Source organism: Cupriavidus sp. 05T41, assembly GCF_056396525.1.
In genome coordinates this window covers 1-17,244 of the sequence record NZ_JBFTLQ010000038.1, presented here as the reverse complement: position 1 = coordinate 17,244, position 17,244 = coordinate 1, and the positions used below count along the sequence as shown (strand labels likewise).

The window sequence follows — 17,244 nt, the reverse complement described above, 5'->3', positions numbered from 1 at the left end:
CATGTGTGGAGTGCAGGGCTAGAATGCGGCATTCTTCCAACAGTTTTTTCTTGTCCATACATTCCTTGCGCCGCGCTTCGGCGGAGAGCCGTCATCCATGAACCTCGATCCCGTGCTACGTTTTCTGCACATTGCCGGCGCCACCCTGTGGGTGGGCGGCATGTTCTTCGCCTATGTCTGCCTGCGTCCGGCGGCGGGCAGCCTGGAGCCGCCGCAGCGGCTGCGCCTGTGGCGCGGCGTGTTCGCCCGCTTCCTGGCGTGGGTGTGGGTGGCCGTCATCGTCATTGCCTGCAGCGGCGCGGTCATGATCGCGCGGGTCGGGTTTGCCGCCGCGCCGGTCCACTGGCATCTCATGCTTGGCACGGGCCTGCTCATGATCCTGATCTTMGTCTACGTGTTCGCCGGCCCCTACGGCGCGCTGCGGCGGGCCGTGGACGCGCAGGACTGGCCATCCGCGGGCGCCGCGCTCGGGCGTATCCGGCAGGCGGTCGGGCTGAACCTCCTGCTCGGCGTGTTCACCATCGCCGTGGCGACCCTCGGCCAGATCCTGCGCTAGATCTTGCGTTAGATCCTGCATTAGATCCTGCGTTAGATCCTGCCCTGGATCTCGCGCCTGGCCCCGGGCGCGCCGGAACCGGAACGCCACGCCTGGCCTTGCGGCTCAGGCCGCCTCCATCACTGCCTCCACCCGGTTGCGGCCCGCGCTCTTGGCGCGGTAGAGCGCCAGGTCCGCGCGTCCGATGCCGGCATCGWGCCGGCTCTCGGTCTTGTCGACGCTRGCCACGCCGATGCTGATGGTGAGGTCGGCAACGCGCCTGCCGAAAAAGCGCGACGAGGTGACCCRCAGGCGTTCGGCCAGGGCCAGCGCGGCCGCCATGGTGGTGCGGGGCAGCAGCACCAGGAACTCTTCGCCGCCGAAACGGCCCGGATACGCGCCGGGCGGCAGCTCGCGCTTGAGCATGGCCGAGAAATCGCTCAGCACGCGGTCGCCTTCGGCGTGGCCCATGCTGTCGTTGATGTGCTTGAAATGGTCCAGGTCGATCAGCAGCAGCGCCATCTCGCCGCCATGTTCGGCCATGCGGGCCAGCTCTTCCTGGCCGGCATCGTAGAGCGCGCGGCGGTTGAGCAGTTGCGTAAGCGGGTCGGTCCTGGAGAGCACGTCGAGCTCCACATGCAGGCGCCGGGTGATGACCAGCATGAAGGCGACCGCCAGCGCCAGGTCCATCAACGTGTAGGCGCACAGGTAGATGGTMTGGATCACGTCGGCGGTGGCGAACAGTTTCTGCTCGGTCAGGCCCGTGAACAGGCTGGCCACGCAGCGTGCCACCATCACCACGGTCTGCACGAGCAGCAGGCAGCCAAAGAAGCGCGCGCTGAAATGGCGTCCGCCATGGCGCATCACCAGCACGCATTGCGTGCCGAAGAAGACCGACATGAGCAAGGTCACGATGGTGACGCGCGCATCATAGTCGGCGCGTCCATAGACAAACCACGCCAGCAGCAGGGTAGCCAGCACGACCACGATGGCCGCGGGCTTGCGCGCCTGCGGCCGGCCGTAGAAGGCCTGCGTGCCGAGCATCCACAGCGCCACCGCGCCGAGCAGCAGGGCGTTGCCCGCCACGATGGAGATCCAGTCCGGCGCGATATCGCGCAGCCAGAACAGGATCGGCGTGACCACCAGGACCAGCGAGCCGGCCACCCACTGGCCGATGCCCTTGATGCTCCGGGGAAAGCTGTTGTACGCGGACAGCAGCACCACGGACATCAGGGCCGACATGATCGATGCAAGGAAGACCGTCGTCTTGAGATCAAGCTGCGGCATCGCGGTGMGCACATCCCTGGCAGTGGCAAGCGGCCATGTTAACAAAGACMGGTGCCAGTTGGCATTACGTGGCAACCCTGCATGGACCCGTGCAGGCACGCTTCGCGCACCCCGGGCGCCGGCGGCATCCCGCCMGCGGATATTGGCCGATGACGGCCCGCCGATCTTATTGTTATAATTTTTATATCAAAAAAACAAACGGCGCATGACAGGCCGTCGATCGGCGCAGCGGGCTTGATGGTGCGGGCAATTGCAAGGGGAGCGGCATGAGTGACGGGAGTGAAGGACAACCCGCCTGGACCGGGGCCGGTGACCGGGCACGGTTTCCGGCGTGGCAGGACGCGATKACGACTGCGGGCCGGCGACCGCCAGCGCCGGCGCGCGGCTATCGGGAAGCCGATCCGCACAACCAGCAAGCGGCCATATCGAGCCAGTGCCTGGACGCCTACCTGGGCTCGTACTCGGGCATGGCAGGAAATCCTTCGGCTGATCTGTGGTTCTGCGATGTCAGGGCCCATGCCGAACCGGCGCCGCTCGCGAGCCTGCTGGCGCCGGTGGCCGCGCCGCTGGTCTGGGACACGGATTTCCGAATGCGGCACAGCGAGATGCTCGCGCGCTGGGCCACCCAGCAGAAGCTCGCACGCATCGCGGCAGCGGTGCGCAGTGCCGCGGATAGCGTGGAGCCGTGCGAAGCGAAACAATATTTCGAACAGCGCCTTTATGGCCCCTCGGGCCACGAGTTCAAGCTCTCGCTGTTTCCGCTGCCAACGCTCGAGGCCGGCGCAAGAGGCTGGACCCGGCTCTATGGCCACCAACCCGTGCTCAATCCGCAGGAGCGCTACCTCGGCCTGTGCCGCGAAGGCAGCCGCTTCAGGTTCATCGCCGCGCTGCGCCGGCAGTGGCAGCCCAAGGTGATCGTCTGCCTGGGCAGCCGCAACACGGACGATTTCCTGCAGGCATTCGGATTTGCCGATGCCCCGCAGACGGAGCATGTCCTGCAGCCGGCGGACCAGGGCAAGCCGATACAGGTATGCGTGGACGGGCCTACCACCTTGCTGATATGCCCGCCGCTGAGCGGCGCATCGGGGCTGAACTCGGACGTCCTGCAGACCGCACTGGGAAGATACATTGCCCGGTTGATGTAGAACCTGCTTGTAGAGCCTGCTTGTATAGCCTGCCTGTAGATCCTGATCCGGCGGCTATTTCACGCCGGCGGCATCCCTGGCGCTTCGCGGTACTTCAATACGAAAGGTCGTTCCATTCTCCGCCGTCGAAGTAACCGACACGTTTCCGCCATGCATCGTTGCAACGTCCMGGACGATGAAGAGCCCTAAGCCGATGCTGCCCTGGATCTTCATGTCAGCTTCGCCGGACGAGGCTTGCGTGAATGGATCAAAAACCCGAGCCAGCGAGCCAGGGGGAATCGGGTGGCCCTGGCTATGAATTTCCACTGACACCGTATCCTTGTCCCCGCGTGTGGTAATGCCTACCGGCGCGTCCACTGCMCCGTGGTCCATGGCGTTTCGCAAGAGGTTGTACACCGCTTGCCTGAGCCGGTGGGCGTCCCAGCGCCCTATCGTATTGCCGTCCAGCCGGGCGACAAGCTGGCGATCCGGGGAGAGCGTTTGCGCGTCGCTTATCGCCTCTTCGCAGATGCGCGACATCGATACGTCGGAGAGGGAAAGGGGCCGGTAGCGGTCAAAATGGATGCTCACGAATTCCAGCAGTTCCGCAGCCAGCTCATTCATTTGCCTCACCGATCTTCCGATGCGCAGGACCGCCGCCCTCGATTGCTCTCTGAGATCGGGGTCCATTTCGAGAAGGCGTATGTTCAGCAGGGCCGTGTTGATCGGCCCGCGAAGATCGTGACCCAGTACCCCGACAAAAATGTCACGAGAGCGATCGAGTCCGGCGACATAGGCGTTTGTGGATTCGCCCAAGGCCCGGTCCAGCGCGGCATGGAAATAAGCCATATCCGCGATTTCCTGCTGCAGCCACGAGTGCCGCACCTTCATCCACTCGCTGACCACGACGCTCCGAAGTACCCGGTATTMGGACTGAAGCTCCAGCAGGGAGTAGCCAGTCGCAAGCCGTTGGCCACCGTGATTGGAGGGGACGATTTCGGTACTTGCAGGCTGGACAGGCACGTCGGAACGGAAAGCGCCGGCCTTCTCCAGCCGTGTTGCGATTTCAAGGAGGATCTTGCGGGTGAGGTCCCGGCGCGCGGCCGCTCCAATCGGACTGCCGGATGAGCCGGCATCATTCAACTCCCGCTCCCAGGCCGTCAATATCGCTTCGATATTGGCTCGCATGAATTCATGTAGGCGCATGTTGCCCTCGGCCGCTCTGGAAGTTTGAGAACGCAGGGAGTGGATCGGTGAGCGAGCGCAGTGTGCCTGCCTACGCACTCCAGCCACTCAGGTCCAGGCTTTATTCTAAGCACTGCGCAAGCTGCGGTACACGGCCGGCACCAGATTTGGGCGGGCCGAAGCGAGTCGCGGCGGCATATTGAGCGCGCGCCGCCCGCTAGCTGCGCAGACTCCGCGCGCCAGCGCCGCGCGAGGGCAGCAGCCAGAGCACGGCCTTCATGGCGTAGATGACGATCAGCGTGCCGGTCAGGTCGCCAACGAACATGACCAGGAAACCGCGAATCAGCTCGGCGGGAACGATGTGGTCGGCGTGCAGGGCAAACCAGATGTGATGCAGCAGGGGGCTGGCGATTGCATATGCCACAACGCATGCCAGCAGCCGCGCCGGCGTCAGGTTTGTCAGCGATGCGTGCAGGCCAAAACTGTGCCGGGCAAGCCGGTAGACCAGGTACGGCGCAACGCTCGCCAGGATTCCCCCCATGAACGCGCGTGCAAAGTCATTGGGGAAAAAGTAGAAGAAGCTCACCGCCCAGGACACGATCAGCAACCCCAGCGCGCCGGCCTCGCCGAACAGCAGGGTGCTCAGCAGGCGTATCCCCGCCGGCAGGTAGACCCAGTTAATGCCCGGCACAAACTCCAGTTGCCGGAAAAGCCACTCGTTGAGGGCGAGCGTCAAGACAAACATGGCAATTGTGGCGAACACCATACTCAATTGCAGGCGGACATGGGGCATTGCCGTAAAATGCGTCGGGGCATATTCAAAATGGGGCCTGATGATAGTCGATCCCGCTTACAGCAAGCCGCAACCCATTTCCGGCAGGATATCGTCGTGACGCGGCCGGCCGATATCTACCTGCGCTTTCTCCAGTTGGCGGAGGCATTGCGAGGACTCCCCTCGCTGCCGGCGCTCGATCCCMTCGAAGAGCGGATTCTCGAGCTGATCGCGCGTGCCAGCCAGACGCAGGAACGGCTGTCGGTCAGGGACATGATGGCCAGGAACGAACTGGGCTCGCCTGCCACGCTGCACGCCCGCCTGAAATCCATGCGCGAGAAAGGCTGGATCATGCTGACGGACACGGAAGACACTMGCCGCAAGCAACTCGGGCTCACGCCCGAAGCGCTGCGCCATTTCGACAGGCTGTCCGAGTGCCTGGTGAACGCAACGAAAAAATCCTGAGGGTTTGCCGCTGCGTGGCGCGCGGGGAAGGCGAATCCGCTGGCTTCCCCACTCACTGCCTCGCCTGCTAGCCCGCCTGCKATTCCTTGGCGGGGCCGCGCGCATTCCTGCGTCGCAGCGTCTCGCTKGCCACCGATTCGGACAAGAACAGCCACAGCGTGCGCACGCGGATCACCCCGTCGCCCGGGCCGTCATGCGTKAKCCGGCCCGCCACTTCCTCCAGCTTGTCGAACATCTCCGGGCGCAGCTGCCCGCGCAGCACCGCCAGCCGGGCCCCGGGCACGGCCACCTCGTCACGGTYGCCGAACACGCGGCGCTCGACAAAAAACAGCACCGCCGCCAGCGCCGCCGCGCCGATCCCGATGTTCGCCATGGCCTCGAGCTCGAAGCTGCTGGCAGCAAAGCACAGCACCGCCACCACCGCGAGCGTCACAAAGGCCGCGCGCAGCAGCACAAAGGCACGCGGATGCGAAACAGCGCGAGCCAGGTCACGCACGGCGTCGATCTCGTCTTGCTCCAGCACGTTGAGGACATTGGTGGTCGAAACTTTCATTGTCTTGTTCTAGGTTTGGTTTCGTGAGGTGCGCTGCCAAAGTCACATGCGCGGGGAGAGCCGGCAGTGTATACGCATGGCGGCAAGGACGCTGCGCGCGTGGAATCTGCGCCGCATTGCGGAAATCGGCCGGCCTCKGGTGCCAGGATCGCCTACGGACAGTTGCGGGCGCTTAACGGAGATATTAGCCCGCAGGCCGTCGCGGTCAACTCTCCCTTTGCCCTAGCTCTGTCATCCATTCGGCTGGGCGCGGCGCATGTGGCGAGAGAGGACAACGCAAAGAGGCGGGCGTGGACAGCAGGACGCGCGAGAAGCCGGGCGGCAGGGCAATCCTGCCGCCGGCCTCAAGGCGTCAAGGCGTCAAGGCCTCAAGCCCTCAAGGCGTCAAGGCCTCAAGGCGCAAGGCCGGGCACGCGCGGCACCCGCTGCGACCTCACATTGAAGTGCGGCTCGCCAAACACCTCCAGCAGTCGCGCAATCTCGCGCGCCGAATTCGCGCGCGTGGTGCGGATCTCGCTAAGCCGGCGCGGCGCCGCGGCCGCGCCCACCAGGAAATGCCGCCGCACCGTCAGCAGCGACTCACCCGGCGGTGGAATCAGCACGGGACGCGCGTCCTCATCCTTATAGCTGCCGTAAATCCAGCCCGATGGTGTCAGGTGTGCCTCGATCCAGGCCTCGCCCGACGCAAACGTATCCGGMGCAACCKCGCCGCGCTTTACCATGGCTTCCTGCATTTTGCTGCCTCTCATACGTACGTCACGCATCAGTGGCCCCAAGCGGCCACCRGTCCGCCATGTGCMATGCGGACCGTGTCGTGTCTGAGAAGAATTCTGCGGCTGCGCTMCCCATGCGGGTACCCCGCCTTGGTAGGTGGCGCGCACGCAAAGGGTATCAATGTCTGCGCGACGCGGCATCCGCTGCGCAAGTMAATGGCAGGCCGACCCGGCCATCGTCGTTCTATCCCCACCTAAGCGTGGGTCCCACCAAAGCAGGGTAAGAGCGGTCGGCACGCCCATCAATAATCCACCCCGGCAAGCTTGACCCCTTGCTAATTCCCGATAGGGTGTAGGCACTCCCCGCGCCTACACCCTCTTTTTTTGGGGCGATCAACGAGGAATTCCGGGGAATGCGCCCTCGTCGCGGTAGCCGTAGGCCACCTGCCGAGCGCCTTGAGCCGCAAAAGCAGGAAGGGAAACCCGCGGGGTTTCCCTTCCCGGTTGGTTCGCTGCACACGATCAATGCACGTTCAGCGCACGTTCAGCGCAAGATCAGCGCAGGGAACCCGCCCCCCTTAAGCCGCCACCGCGGCCGACAGATCCCGCGCCCCGCCCAGCGAACTCCCCCCGTCCACCGGAATCACCGCCCCCGTCACAAACTGCGCGCGCGCGGAACTGAGAAAGCGCGCCATGTCGGCAATGTCCTCCACCGCGCCAAAGCGGCCCAGCGGGATCGATGCCTGCATGCGCGCCAGCGCCTCGGGCGTGGGCGCCAGGCGGCGCACGCCTTCGGTGTCGCCGATCGGGCCCGGCACGATGGAGTTCACGCGGATGCCGTCACCACCCCATTCCATCGCCAGCACGCGGGTCAGCATGTCCACGCCGGCCTTGGCCGCGCAGACATGCGCCTGGTAGGGCGTGGGGTTGTAGGCCTGCGGCGCGGAGATACTGAGCACCGACGCGCCCGGCTTGCGCAGGTACGCATGGGCCGCGCGCAGCACGTTGAAGGTGCCGTTGAGGTCGATGTCCACCACCGTGCKAAAGCCCTTGGCGGACATGCCCAGCGCCGGCGCCACGAAGTTGCCCGCGGCGCCGGACACCAGCACGTMGATATCGCCAAAGGCTTCATGCGCCTGCGCCAGCGCGGCKGCAATGGCCTCGGCGTCGCGCACGTCGGCGGCCAGGCCCAGCGCGTCGGCGCCCAGCGCGCGCAGCGCCTCGGCGGCGGCCTGCACCCGCTCCGGCGTGCGGCTGGCCACGGCCACGCGCGCGCCGGAGCGGGCGAAGGATTTGGCAATGGCGAGGTTGATGCCGCTGCTGCCGCCCGCCACKAAGACCGTCTTGCCCTGGAAGTCGTCCATCGMCGCGCTCACGGACKGCCGCCGCCGCAGACCAGCACCTGGCCGCTGACGTAGTTGGACTCGGGGATGCAGAACATATAGACCGCGCCCGCCGCTTCTTCCGGCGTGCCGCCGCGGCCCAGCGGGATCAGGGCCTCGGCGTTCTTGAGCACCTGCGGGTTCACGCCCACCTTGATCTGCTGGCCGGCAATGTCGATGCTGGCGTCGGCGTCCGCCGGCGTCTCGGTCAGGCGCGTCATGATCAGGCCGAAGGCCACGCTGTTGACGTTGACCTTGTAGCGGCCCCATTCCTTGGCCATGGCGCGGGTCAGCCCGTTGATGCCGGCCTTGGCGGCGGCGTAGTTGGCCTGGCCGGCATTGCCGTACACGCCGGAGGTGGACGAGATGTTCACCACCTTGCGGAACACCGGCGTGCCGGCCTCCGCTTCGCGCTTGGCCGCCTCGCGGATAAAGCCGGATGCCGCGCGCAGGATGCGGAAGGGCGCCGTCAGGTGCACCGCCAGCATGGCTTCCCATTGCTCGTCGCTCATCTTCTGCACCACGTTGTCCCACGTGTAGCCGGCATTGTTGACGATGATGTCCACGCCGCCAAAGCTGTCCAGCGCCTGCTTCACAAAGCGGTCGGCAAAGCCGGGTTCGGTCACGCTGCCCACGCAGGCCACCGCCTCGCCGCCGGCCGCGCGGATGTCCGCCACGGTCTGCGCGGCGGGGTCCGCATCCAGGTMGTTGATCACCACGCGCGCGCCTTCGCTGGCGAGCTTGAGCGCGATCTCGCGGCCAATGCCGCGCCCGGAGCCGGAAACCAGCGCCACCTTGCCTTCGAGTTTGCGAGTCATCGTTGCCTCCTGTTGTCTGTCTCTATGTGTCTGAACTGCACTGATCTGATCGGATTGAGTAGGGGGGCGCCGGCCTTCACGCCAGCGCAATCACCGCTTCGCCCGCCAGGCGGGTCTGCCCGTCCTGGTTCACGGTAGACACCACCACGCGCGCGCGGCGCTCGCCGTCCTGCTGCAGCAGCTCCGCCACGTGGCCCGAGCACGTGATGCGCTCGCCCACCTGCGTGATGGCGGCAAAGCGMACGCTGAACGCGCGGATGGCCGGCTGCGGCGCCCAGTTGGTCAGCACGCGGCCCAGCCACGCCATGGACAGCATGCCGTGGGCAAACACGTCCGGCATGCCGGCCCCGCGCGCAAAGTCCGTATCCACGTGGATCGGGTTGTGGTCGCCCGATGCCCCGCAATACAGCGCCAGCGCCAGGCGGGAGATGGGCGGGGTCTCGAACGCGGGCAKCGCATCGCCCACCTTCAGGCTGGCCAGGTCGATTTCWGCATGGCGCATATCAGGCTCCCACGGCGTTGCGCACCACGGTCACGCAGCGCAGTTCCGCCACGCGCTCGCCGCGCTGGTTGGTGACATCGGTGGTGCGCACCACAAACTCCAGCGCGCCGCCTTTCTTGTCGTAGATATCGTCGATGCGCTGGCGGAACGTCAGCGTGTCCCCCGCATACGCCATCGCGTGGTAGGTAAAGCCCTGCTCGCCGTGCAGCAGGCTGCGGTAGTCCATGCGCAGCAGCTCGCGGATCGCCGCCGGGTCGGGCGACTCCATCTCCAGGCAGAACAGGAAGGTCGGCGGCACCGGCAGCGCGGGCATGCCGGCGGCGCGCGCCGCGGCTTCGTCGCTGTAGACGGGGTCGGTCTGCCCGGTCGCCTTGGCAAAGAACCGCAGGCGGCCAGCCTCCACGTGCGCGCTGAACGGCGGGAACACATGCCCGATGTATTGCTTGTCGATCATGGCGTCTTTCCTCACGCGGCCTGGTACAGGGTCACCACGCAGGCGCCGCCCAGGCCCAGGTTGTGCTGCAGCGCCGTGCGCGCGCCCTCTACCTGGCGCTGGTCGGCCGTGCCGCGCAGCTGCCACACCAGCTCCGCGCACTGCGCCAGGCCCGTGGCGCCCAGCGGATGCCCCTTGGACAGCAGCCCGCCCGACGGATTGGTCACCACGCGCCCGCCGTAGGTGTTGTCGCCGTCCACGATGAACTTCTCCGCCGTGCCCTCGGGCGTGAGGCCCAGCGCCTCATAGGTGATCAGCTCGTTGGCGCTGAAGCAGTCGTGCAGCTCCACCACGTCCAGGTCTTCCGGGCCCACGCCGGCGGCCTCGTACACCTGGYGTGCGGCGGCGGCCGTCATGTCATAGCCCACCACCTTGCGCATGTCGCCACTCTCGAACGTGCTGGGCGTATCGGTGGTCATGGCCTGCGCGGCAATCACCACGCGGCGGTCCAGGCCGTGCTTGCGCGCAAACGCCTCCGAGCAGACGATGGCCGCGGCCGCGCCGCACGTGGGCGGGCAGCACTGGTAACGCGTGAGCGGCCCAAACACCGCGGGGGACGCCATCACCTCCTCCAGCGTCAGCGTCTGGCGGAACACCGCCAGCGGATTGCGCGCCGCGTGCTGGCGCKCCTTCACCGAAATACGGCCGAAGGTATMGGCACGGATGCCGTGCTCCTTCATGTAGTCCAGCCCGGCCCCGCCGAAGAACTGCGCGGCGCGCGGCGCATCCGGCTGGTAKCCCTGCTGCGCGGTCATGGTGTCGACAAAGCGGGCCATCGGGGACGGCCGGTCGTCATAGGCGCCCTTGAGCGCGCCCGCCACCATCTGCTCGAACCCCAGCGCAATCGCGCATTCCACCTGGCCGCTTTCCACCGCCTGGCGCGCCAGGTACAGGGCGCTTGAGCCGCTGGAGCAATTGTTGTTCAGGTTGAACACGGGAATGCCGGTCAGCCCCACGCCGTAGACCGCGGCCTGCCCGGCGGTGGAGTCGCCGTACACGTAGCCCACGTACGCCTGCTGCACGTGCTGGTACGCCACGCCCGCGTCATCCAGCGCCAGCCTGGCGGCGCGCGCGCCCATCACGTGATAGGGCTCGCTGGCGCCCGGCTTGCTGAAKGGAATCATGCCCACGCCCACCACGTGGACGGCGCGTTTCATCTGGGTCATTCTCTGGTCTCCTGGTCTGGCGGCCGGGCCGCCCCTCGCAATGCAGTGTGCCCCGCGTGCCCGCGCMCGCCAATCGCCGATCGGGACAAAACCATTGGCAAAAAGTATCAAGCTGCAGCATGGGCAAGCAGCTGGCACGGCGGCATGCCGCGCCGCGCGCTTCAGTCCAGCCGGATGCCCAGCTCGCGCACCACCACCTTCTCCCGCTCGTACTGCTGCGCGGCGAACTGCGCATACTGGTCGTTGCTCAGGTACACCTCCTGCAGGTCGATGGCCTCCAGCGCGGCCTGGTACGMCGGCGACTGCGCGGCCTTGCGCAACGCGTCATGCAACTGCCTGACCACGGCGGGGTCCATGCCGCGCGGCCCCACCACGCCCACCTGCGAGCTGGCGGTAATGTCAAAGCCGCGCTCCTTCAGCGTGGGCACGTCCTTGAAGCGCGGAAAGCGCGCGTCGCCCACAATCGCCAGCGGCCGCACCTTGCCGGCCACGGCATACGGGCCCCAGCCGGGGTCCAGCACCGMGTCGATATCGCCCGCCATCAGCGCCATCAGCTCCTCCGAGCCGCCCTTGTACGGCGCGAAGGTGAACTTGGCGCCGGCGGCCTTGCCCAGCTTCTCCATGGCGATATGGCCCGAACTGCCGGTGCCCACCGCCGCGTAGGTGACCTTGCCCGGATTGGCGCGGGCATACGCCAGGAAGTCTTCCAGCGTCTTCCACGGCGCGTCGGCGCGCACCACCAGCCCGTAGCGGTAGTTGGTCAGGCCGATGATGTAGGTGAAGTCCTTGCGCGGGTCGTACACCGTCTTCTGCAGGTGCGGCATGCGGAAGATATTGGCCGCCACCAGCGCCAGCGTGTAGCCGTCCGGCGCGGCGGTCTGGCTCATCACCGTGGCCGCCAGCGTGGCGCCGGCGCCAGGCTTGTTGATGGGCACGATGCTTTGCTTGAGCTCCTTGCCGGCGGCATTGAGCAGGGCGCGCATCGGCGCGTCGGTGGGGCCGCCCGGCGGGAACGGGATCCAGAACTCGATCGGCCTGGCCGGATAAGGGCCAGCGGCCAGCGCCGGGGCAGACACGGATACGGACACGGCCGCCGTCAATGCCGCCAGCGCCAACATACCCCCCAGGCCACCCAGGCGCCGCGCCAGGCTACGCCAGGCCGGGCGGGGCAGGGCGCCCGCCTTTGTTTTGTCTTGCATGGTTGTCTCCTTTGTTCTTGTGTGCGTGTCGCAGGCGCTTGGCTCCTGTCGCGCCAAGGCTAGCCGGCCGGCACTCCCGCCCACAATTGCCGGAACGCCCAAACCGATTGGCAGAAACGCTCATGCCCGCGCGGCTGCCCGCCGGGCCGGTGTCATTTCCTGCCAATCGCGTTGAGCGGTTCCGCAATTGGCGTGGGCGCGCTGCGGCGCTTAAATGTGCGGAGACCTGCAGACCATCACGCCGATCCGCGCTGGCCCGCGCCCGCGGGCGCAGGCGCAGGCCAGCGCCGCCCCGCACCGCTGGCGCATGCGCCACGGGGCGAGGCAGCCGCCACCCAGCACAAGGAGACAATACCCATGCACCTGACCGCCGGACTACACCGCTCCCTGCAACGCCACCCCGACAAGATCGCCCTGGTAGACGGGCAGACCCGCCTGACCTTCCGCCAGCTGGCCGCGCGCGTGGCGCGGCTGGCCGGCGCGCTGCAATCCMTGGGCGTGGCGCGCGGCGACCGCGTGGCCGTGCTCGCGCCCAACGGCGCGGCGTACGTGGAAACGGAGCTGGCGGTCTKGTGGGCCGGCGCCGTGCTGCACCCCGTCAACACCCGCTGGAGCCAGGCCGAGATGGCCTTCGCCCTGCACGACTGCGGCGTGCGCGTGCTGCTGGCGGGCGAACCCTTCGCCGCGCTGGCCGGCGCGCTGCGCCGCCAGGTGCCGGGCCTGCAGGCCATCGTCCATGTCGGCCCGCAGCCGGCGCCCGCCGGCATGCTGGACTACGCCGCGCTGATCACCGACGCCCAGCCGGTGGCAGACGCCCGCGCCGCCACGGCGGACCTGGCTGCCATCCTCTACACCGGCGGCACCACCGGCTTCCCCAAGGGCGTGATGCTCTCCCACGGCAACCTGTGGGCCTCGTGCATCGGCCGCATGGCGGACGTGCCCAACCCGCCCKACTTTGTCTCCCTGCTGGTGGCGCCGCTGTTTCACGTGGCCGGCCTGGGCCGCCTGGTGGGCCAGCTGGTGGTGGGCGGCACCTGCGTCATGCTGCCGGGCTTCCAGCCCGACACCGTGCTGCGCACCATCGCGCAGGAAGGCATCTCAGACATGGTGCTGGTGCCCAGCATGATCCAKATGCTGGTAGATGCGCCAGGCTTTGCCGGGTACGACCTCACCAGCCTGCGCCGCATTGTCTGGGGCGCCGCGCCCATCGCGCTGCCGCTGCTGGAGCGCGCCATGGCCGCGCTGCCCGGCGTGGAATTTCTCCACGCCTACGGCATGACGGAGACAGCCGCCTCGGTGTCCGCCCACMACATCGGCAGCACCCCGCAGGCGCGCGAAGGCGGCCGCCTGCGCTCTGCCGGCCGCGCCGGCTACGCGGCCGAGCTGCGCATCGCCGGCCCCGACGGGCGCGAGGTGCCCACCGGCAGCATGGGCGAGATCCTGGCGCGCGGCCCCGCGGTGATGATGGGCTACTGGAACCGCCCCGAAGAAACCGCGCAGGCCCTGCGCAACGGCTGGCTGCACACCGGCGACAGCGGCTACATGGACGACGAGGGCTACCTCTACGTGGTGGACCGCATCAAGGACATGATCATCTCCGGCGGCGAGAACGTGTACCCCGCCGAGGTAGAGGAAACGCTGGGCCGCCACCCGGCCGTGGCCACCAGCGCCGTCATCGGCATCCCCGACGAGAAATGGGGCGAGGCCGTGCACGCCGTGGTGCTGCTGCGCGAGGGCGCGCAATCCACCGCGGATGAGCTGCGCGCGCACTGCCGCACCTGGCTGGGCGCGTACAAATGCCCCAAGAGCTTCGCGTTCCGCAGCAGCCTGCCGTTGTCGGCGGCGGGGAAGGTGCTCAAGAGTGAGTTGAGGAAGGAGTTTGGGGATGGGGTTTGAGTGTTTTCCGCCCCGCCTCCCGGCGCAGCACGGCGCCTTTGCCACAGACCCGCTGCTGCCAGGAGCCCGGAATCGAACGGAGCGCATGCCAATACGACGGTAAATTGGGGTACCAGGAGGCAATCGGCCAGATTGCTGGCGGACATGCTTCAGACTGGCAGGATCGAGACGTCTTCGAAGTCTCCATAAGAAAAGGGCCCGGCTGGTATGCCGGGCCCGCACTTCTTTACTTCGTCACCTCAGGGGTTCGCCGATCTGGCTGCGCGCCATGTAGATAGCGGCGCGCAGGGGCCGTCCGACACATATCGCATCGCCGTACAGCTCGAAGTGCATGGCAAAGGCGGCGCCCGATGCCTGCATGATGAACTCGCGGTGGGAAGCACCATCGAGATGACGGGGCCATTCAACAGCTTTCCACTTCACGCCATGGCGTCGTCCCGCGTCAGTGTCGTGGCCGGTGGTATTGGCGTAACACCTTTAGTCTCGATGGCCCACGCACTCAGAGCGCAAGGCATCCCGTTTGAATTGCACCGCATGCACGCCGCAGTTCTCATGACCGAGGAACGGACTATTACCGCCCCCGTGATTCCCATCCGCTGATCGCACGGCACCTTCCCTTCAGAGAGAAGAGAGAACCACATGGGAGAAGCAGAGCATTGCCGCCAGAGATGGCCGGTGCTAACGATGCCGCGTGCGAATCCGGTGCTGGCCATCAACTTGCACCAACTTGTCCCCGGTCGCATTCGTATAGTGTTCTAGAGGCAGGTCGTCAGGAGTTTGGTCACACGATTAGTGCTAATTGCATCACATCGCATCGCATCACCCGGGATGGCCTCGCATGCGCGGGTCAGGCGATCAGACAAGAGGTCCACCAAAAAGAACCAAAGACCATGGAACCCTCAAACCACGGAAGTATGCTTGGCACGYTGCGCCTTGCAAGGCTGGCGAATCGCAGGCCCCGCCTGTGGCTCGGGGTGTTCGCGCTGCTCGCTGGCTGTGGGTCTATCGGCCCCACGACCATCGTTGCGGACCGCTTCGACTACAGCGCGGCGATCGCGGACTCCTGGAAGCAGCAAACGCTGCTGAACATCGTCAAGCTTCGCTACATGGACCTGCCGGTCTTTGTAGACGTGGCGTCGGTTGTCAGTGGTTACTCGTTGCAGACTGGTGTGTCTATGAACAGCACTGTCTCCTCGGCCAACACCGTACAGGGCAATTTCGTTTCCGCCGGGGTACAAGGGGTATATACGGACCGGCCTACCATTACCTACACGCCAGCGACCGGGCAACGGTTTGTGCAGGGGCTGATGGTGCCGATCGAGCCCAGAAACATCTTCTTCATGCTTCAGAGCGGCTATGCCGCAGATTTCCTGCTGAGCATGACCGTGGAGTCGCTCAATGGCGTGCGCAATCGTTCGACGGTTGCAGGGGCGATGCGCGAGGCGGATCCCGCGTTTCTGCGAGCCATCGCATTGCTGCGCGACGTGCAGGGCGCCGGCGCGTTCGGGATGCGTGTTGAGGATAGCAAGAGCAAAGGTTCAACCGCCGTCGTGCTTTTCCGGCGTGACGGCGTGACTCCCGACATCGAGGAAAAAATGACCGAGATCCGCCGCCTGCTCAGAATGCCACTGACCAGGCAGGAGTTCATCCTCCGGTATTCCCCAGCCCGCGGCGCGGACGACGAACTTGCGGTGAACAGCCGCTCGATGCTGCAAATCATGAGCGCCTTTTCCAGCTACCTGGACGTTCCGGAGGAACACATCAGAGACCACAGTGCGCTGCCTGCGGTTGCGCCGGGCACAACTGAGAGGCAACAAGGCGCCCTAAGGATTCACAGTGGCAAGGAAAGGCCCGCCGAGCCATATGCTGCGGTACGGTACCGTGGCTACTGGTTCTGGGTTGAGCAAGGCGACCTGACAACGAAACGCGCCCTTGCGGCCATCATGTTGTTCTTCACGCTGGCGGATACCGGCAGTAAGGAGTCGCAGCCGTTGATCACCATCCCAGCCCAGTAGCGCGGCTCCCCAGCACGGGGCCGCCAGTCGACGTAGGCGCAGTAAAGGAGCCCCCGGCGCCGACATGCGAAGCTCGCTCCTGCCCGGAGCGAGATACCTGACTTGCCTTGCTGTCCGACTGCCTCCTACCCAACGGGATAGCTCTCGGCGATGGTCGTGCCGATCGTTGCCGCTGTTGCAGCAGACAACGTCCATCCAAGATGGCCATGGCCGGTGTTGTAGAACACCCGTGGCGCCCTGCCTTTTGACACGCGCGGCATCATGTCCGGCATCATCGGGCGAAGCCCCGCCCAGGGGACTACGCGGGAGGTATTGATTCGGAAGTTGCGACGCGTCCATGACACGAGCGGCTCGATGCGGTCGGCTCGGATGTCTCGGTTTTGTCCATTGAATTCGGCGGTACCTGCCACGCGGAACCTGTCCTTGCCAAGTCTGCTCGTCACGATCTTTGCGCTTTCGTCGAGCAGGCTGACCCACGGCCCGTTCGCCACGCTGTCGGCATCGTCCAGGTGCACGGTAATGGAGTATCCMTTGACCGGATAGACATTGATCCTGTCGCCCAGCATGCCGGCAATATGCCGGCTGCCCACACCGGCACAAACCACCAGCGCATCGCCGGCGATCTCGTACGCGGCACCGGCGTGGACCGATGGCGACGCCACACCGTCCACCGCCTGCAGGCCGATACGCACGCCGCTGGCGGATAGGTCGATGCTTCGCACGTCCCAGCCCTGCAGGAAGCGCACGCCGCGGCGCTCGCAAGCGAGCGCCAGGCCGCGCGTGAACTTATGGATATCCCCGGTTGAATCGGATGGCGTGAAGTACCCGCCAAAGTATTGGCCTTGCAACGTCGGCTCGATCGCCCGGATCTCCTGCGGCGACACCGCAAAGCGCTCCAGTCCGCCTGCCACGAGTAGCGCGTTCGTCCTGCCCGCGGCCTCGAAAGCCGCTTTGTCATGATAGAAGTGCAGGATGCCGCGGCGCTCCAGATCGAACTGGATATTCTCCTGCTCGGCCATGGCAAAGAGATGCTGGCGGGCGGCAATCGCCAACTTCGTCGTTTCGATGGTGTTCTCCCGATAACGCGCGATGTTCGACACAAACTCCCCCATCCACGAGTATTTGTGCAACGACGGCTT

18 protein-coding genes are annotated in these 17,244 nt (G+C 66.2%); 6 read left to right on the top strand and 12 right to left on the bottom strand.

Annotation, left to right across the window (positions count from 1 at the left end; genetic code table 11):
• Positions 1 to 97: 97 nt before the first annotated feature.
• Positions 98 to 556, top strand: coding sequence for a CopD family protein (locus AC1DKV_RS21875; protein ID WP_477137994.1), 459 nt, complete (start codon positions 98 to 100; stop codon positions 554 to 556).
• Between the two features lie 105 nt (positions 557 to 661).
• Here the strand turns inward: AC1DKV_RS21875 and AC1DKV_RS21870 are convergent, their stop codons facing one another.
• A complete protein-coding gene (locus AC1DKV_RS21870; RefSeq protein WP_477137993.1) occupies positions 662 to 1,822 on the bottom strand; it encodes a GGDEF domain-containing protein in 1,161 nt (386 codons plus the stop codon).
• Positions 1,823 to 2,088: 266 nt separating this feature from the next.
• Between AC1DKV_RS21870 and AC1DKV_RS21865 the strand changes: the two genes are divergently transcribed.
• On the top strand, positions 2,089 to 2,967 hold the full coding sequence (locus tag AC1DKV_RS21865; protein ID WP_477137992.1) for a transcriptional regulator: 879 nt from the start codon (positions 2,089 to 2,091) through the stop codon (positions 2,965 to 2,967).
• A 54-nt stretch (positions 2,968 to 3,021) separates the two neighbouring features.
• Here the strand turns inward: AC1DKV_RS21865 and AC1DKV_RS21860 are convergent, their stop codons facing one another.
• Positions 3,022 to 4,134, bottom strand: coding sequence for a sensor histidine kinase (locus AC1DKV_RS21860; protein WP_477137991.1), 1,113 nt, complete (start codon positions 4,132 to 4,134; stop codon positions 3,022 to 3,024).
• A 214-nt stretch (positions 4,135 to 4,348) separates the two neighbouring features.
• Entirely contained in the window at positions 4,349 to 4,924 is a 576-nt protein-coding gene (locus AC1DKV_RS21855; RefSeq protein ID WP_441622408.1) for a hypothetical protein, read from the bottom strand.
• A 96-nt stretch (positions 4,925 to 5,020) separates the two neighbouring features.
• Here AC1DKV_RS21855 and AC1DKV_RS21850 point away from each other — a divergent pair, with 96 nt between their 5' ends.
• The gene (locus AC1DKV_RS21850) at positions 5,021 to 5,368 is read left to right on the top strand and encodes a LexA family protein (protein ID WP_477137990.1); all 348 of its coding nucleotides are present in this window, start codon (positions 5,021 to 5,023) and stop codon (positions 5,366 to 5,368) included.
• Between the two features lie 67 nt (positions 5,369 to 5,435).
• Here the strand turns inward: AC1DKV_RS21850 and AC1DKV_RS21845 are convergent, their stop codons facing one another.
• From AC1DKV_RS21845 to AC1DKV_RS21810, 8 genes are all read right to left on the bottom strand, one after another.
• Positions 5,436 to 5,921: a hypothetical protein gene (locus AC1DKV_RS21845; protein ID WP_477137989.1), complete on the bottom strand. Its 486-nt coding sequence runs from the start codon at positions 5,919 to 5,921 to the stop codon at positions 5,436 to 5,438.
• A 392-nt stretch (positions 5,922 to 6,313) separates the two neighbouring features.
• Positions 6,314 to 6,643 (bottom strand): hypothetical protein, encoded by a 330-nt coding sequence (locus AC1DKV_RS21840; RefSeq protein WP_477137988.1) that lies wholly within the window; start codon positions 6,641 to 6,643, stop codon positions 6,314 to 6,316.
• A 569-nt stretch (positions 6,644 to 7,212) separates the two neighbouring features.
• The gene (locus AC1DKV_RS21835) at positions 7,213 to 7,998 is read right to left on the bottom strand and encodes an SDR family oxidoreductase (protein WP_477138041.1); all 786 of its coding nucleotides are present in this window, start codon (positions 7,996 to 7,998) and stop codon (positions 7,213 to 7,215) included.
• 8 nt (positions 7,999 to 8,006) lie between these two features.
• Complete coding sequence (locus AC1DKV_RS21830) at positions 8,007 to 8,834, bottom strand: SDR family NAD(P)-dependent oxidoreductase (RefSeq protein WP_477137987.1); 828 nt, start codon at positions 8,832 to 8,834, stop codon at positions 8,007 to 8,009.
• A gap of 76 nt (positions 8,835 to 8,910) precedes the next feature.
• Positions 8,911 to 9,336, bottom strand: coding sequence for a MaoC family dehydratase (locus AC1DKV_RS21825; protein ID WP_477137986.1), 426 nt, complete (start codon positions 9,334 to 9,336; stop codon positions 8,911 to 8,913).
• Between the two features lies 1 nt (position 9,337).
• Positions 9,338 to 9,790, bottom strand: a complete 453-nt coding sequence (locus tag AC1DKV_RS21820; protein WP_441622397.1) for a MaoC family dehydratase N-terminal domain-containing protein — start codon at positions 9,788 to 9,790, stop codon at positions 9,338 to 9,340.
• An 11-nt stretch (positions 9,791 to 9,801) separates the two neighbouring features.
• A complete protein-coding gene (locus AC1DKV_RS21815) occupies positions 9,802 to 10,986 on the bottom strand; it encodes a lipid-transfer protein (protein WP_477138040.1) in 1,185 nt (394 codons plus the stop codon).
• A gap of 170 nt (positions 10,987 to 11,156) precedes the next feature.
• Positions 11,157 to 12,194, bottom strand: coding sequence for a tripartite tricarboxylate transporter substrate binding protein (locus tag AC1DKV_RS21810; RefSeq protein ID WP_477137985.1), 1,038 nt, complete (start codon positions 12,192 to 12,194; stop codon positions 11,157 to 11,159).
• A 357-nt stretch (positions 12,195 to 12,551) separates the two neighbouring features.
• On the opposite strand from AC1DKV_RS21810, the gene AC1DKV_RS21805 reads away from it, so the two are divergent.
• From AC1DKV_RS21805 to AC1DKV_RS21795, 3 genes are all read left to right on the top strand, one after another.
• Positions 12,552 to 14,090: a class I adenylate-forming enzyme family protein gene (locus tag AC1DKV_RS21805; RefSeq protein WP_477137984.1), complete on the top strand. Its 1,539-nt coding sequence runs from the start codon at positions 12,552 to 12,554 to the stop codon at positions 14,088 to 14,090.
• Between the two features lie 207 nt (positions 14,091 to 14,297).
• Complete coding sequence (locus tag AC1DKV_RS21800) at positions 14,298 to 14,690, top strand: ferredoxin reductase domain-containing protein (RefSeq protein ID WP_441622391.1); 393 nt, start codon at positions 14,298 to 14,300, stop codon at positions 14,688 to 14,690.
• 290 nt (positions 14,691 to 14,980) lie between these two features.
• Positions 14,981 to 16,105, top strand: a complete 1,125-nt coding sequence (locus AC1DKV_RS21795; RefSeq protein WP_441622389.1) for a hypothetical protein — start codon at positions 14,981 to 14,983, stop codon at positions 16,103 to 16,105.
• 125 nt (positions 16,106 to 16,230) lie between these two features.
• On the opposite strand, the gene AC1DKV_RS21790 is transcribed toward AC1DKV_RS21795, so the two are convergent.
• Positions 16,231 to 17,244 (bottom strand): D-amino acid dehydrogenase (locus AC1DKV_RS21790; protein WP_477137983.1); only part of this gene is annotated, 1,014 nt, incomplete at its 5' end.

What these genes read in the sequence shown, in the direction of transcription:
- AC1DKV_RS21855 (WP_441622408.1), bottom strand. Translation starts at nt 4,924, where the DNA reads ATGCCCCATGTCCGCCTGCAATTGAGTATGGTGTTCGCCACAATTGCC.
- AC1DKV_RS21820 (WP_441622397.1), bottom strand. Translation starts at nt 9,790, where the DNA reads ATGATCGACAAGCAATACATCGGGCATGTGTTCCCGCCGTTCAGCGCG.
- AC1DKV_RS21800 (WP_441622391.1), top strand. Translation starts at nt 14,298, where the DNA reads ATGCCGGGCCCGCACTTCTTTACTTCGTCACCTCAGGGGTTCGCCGAT.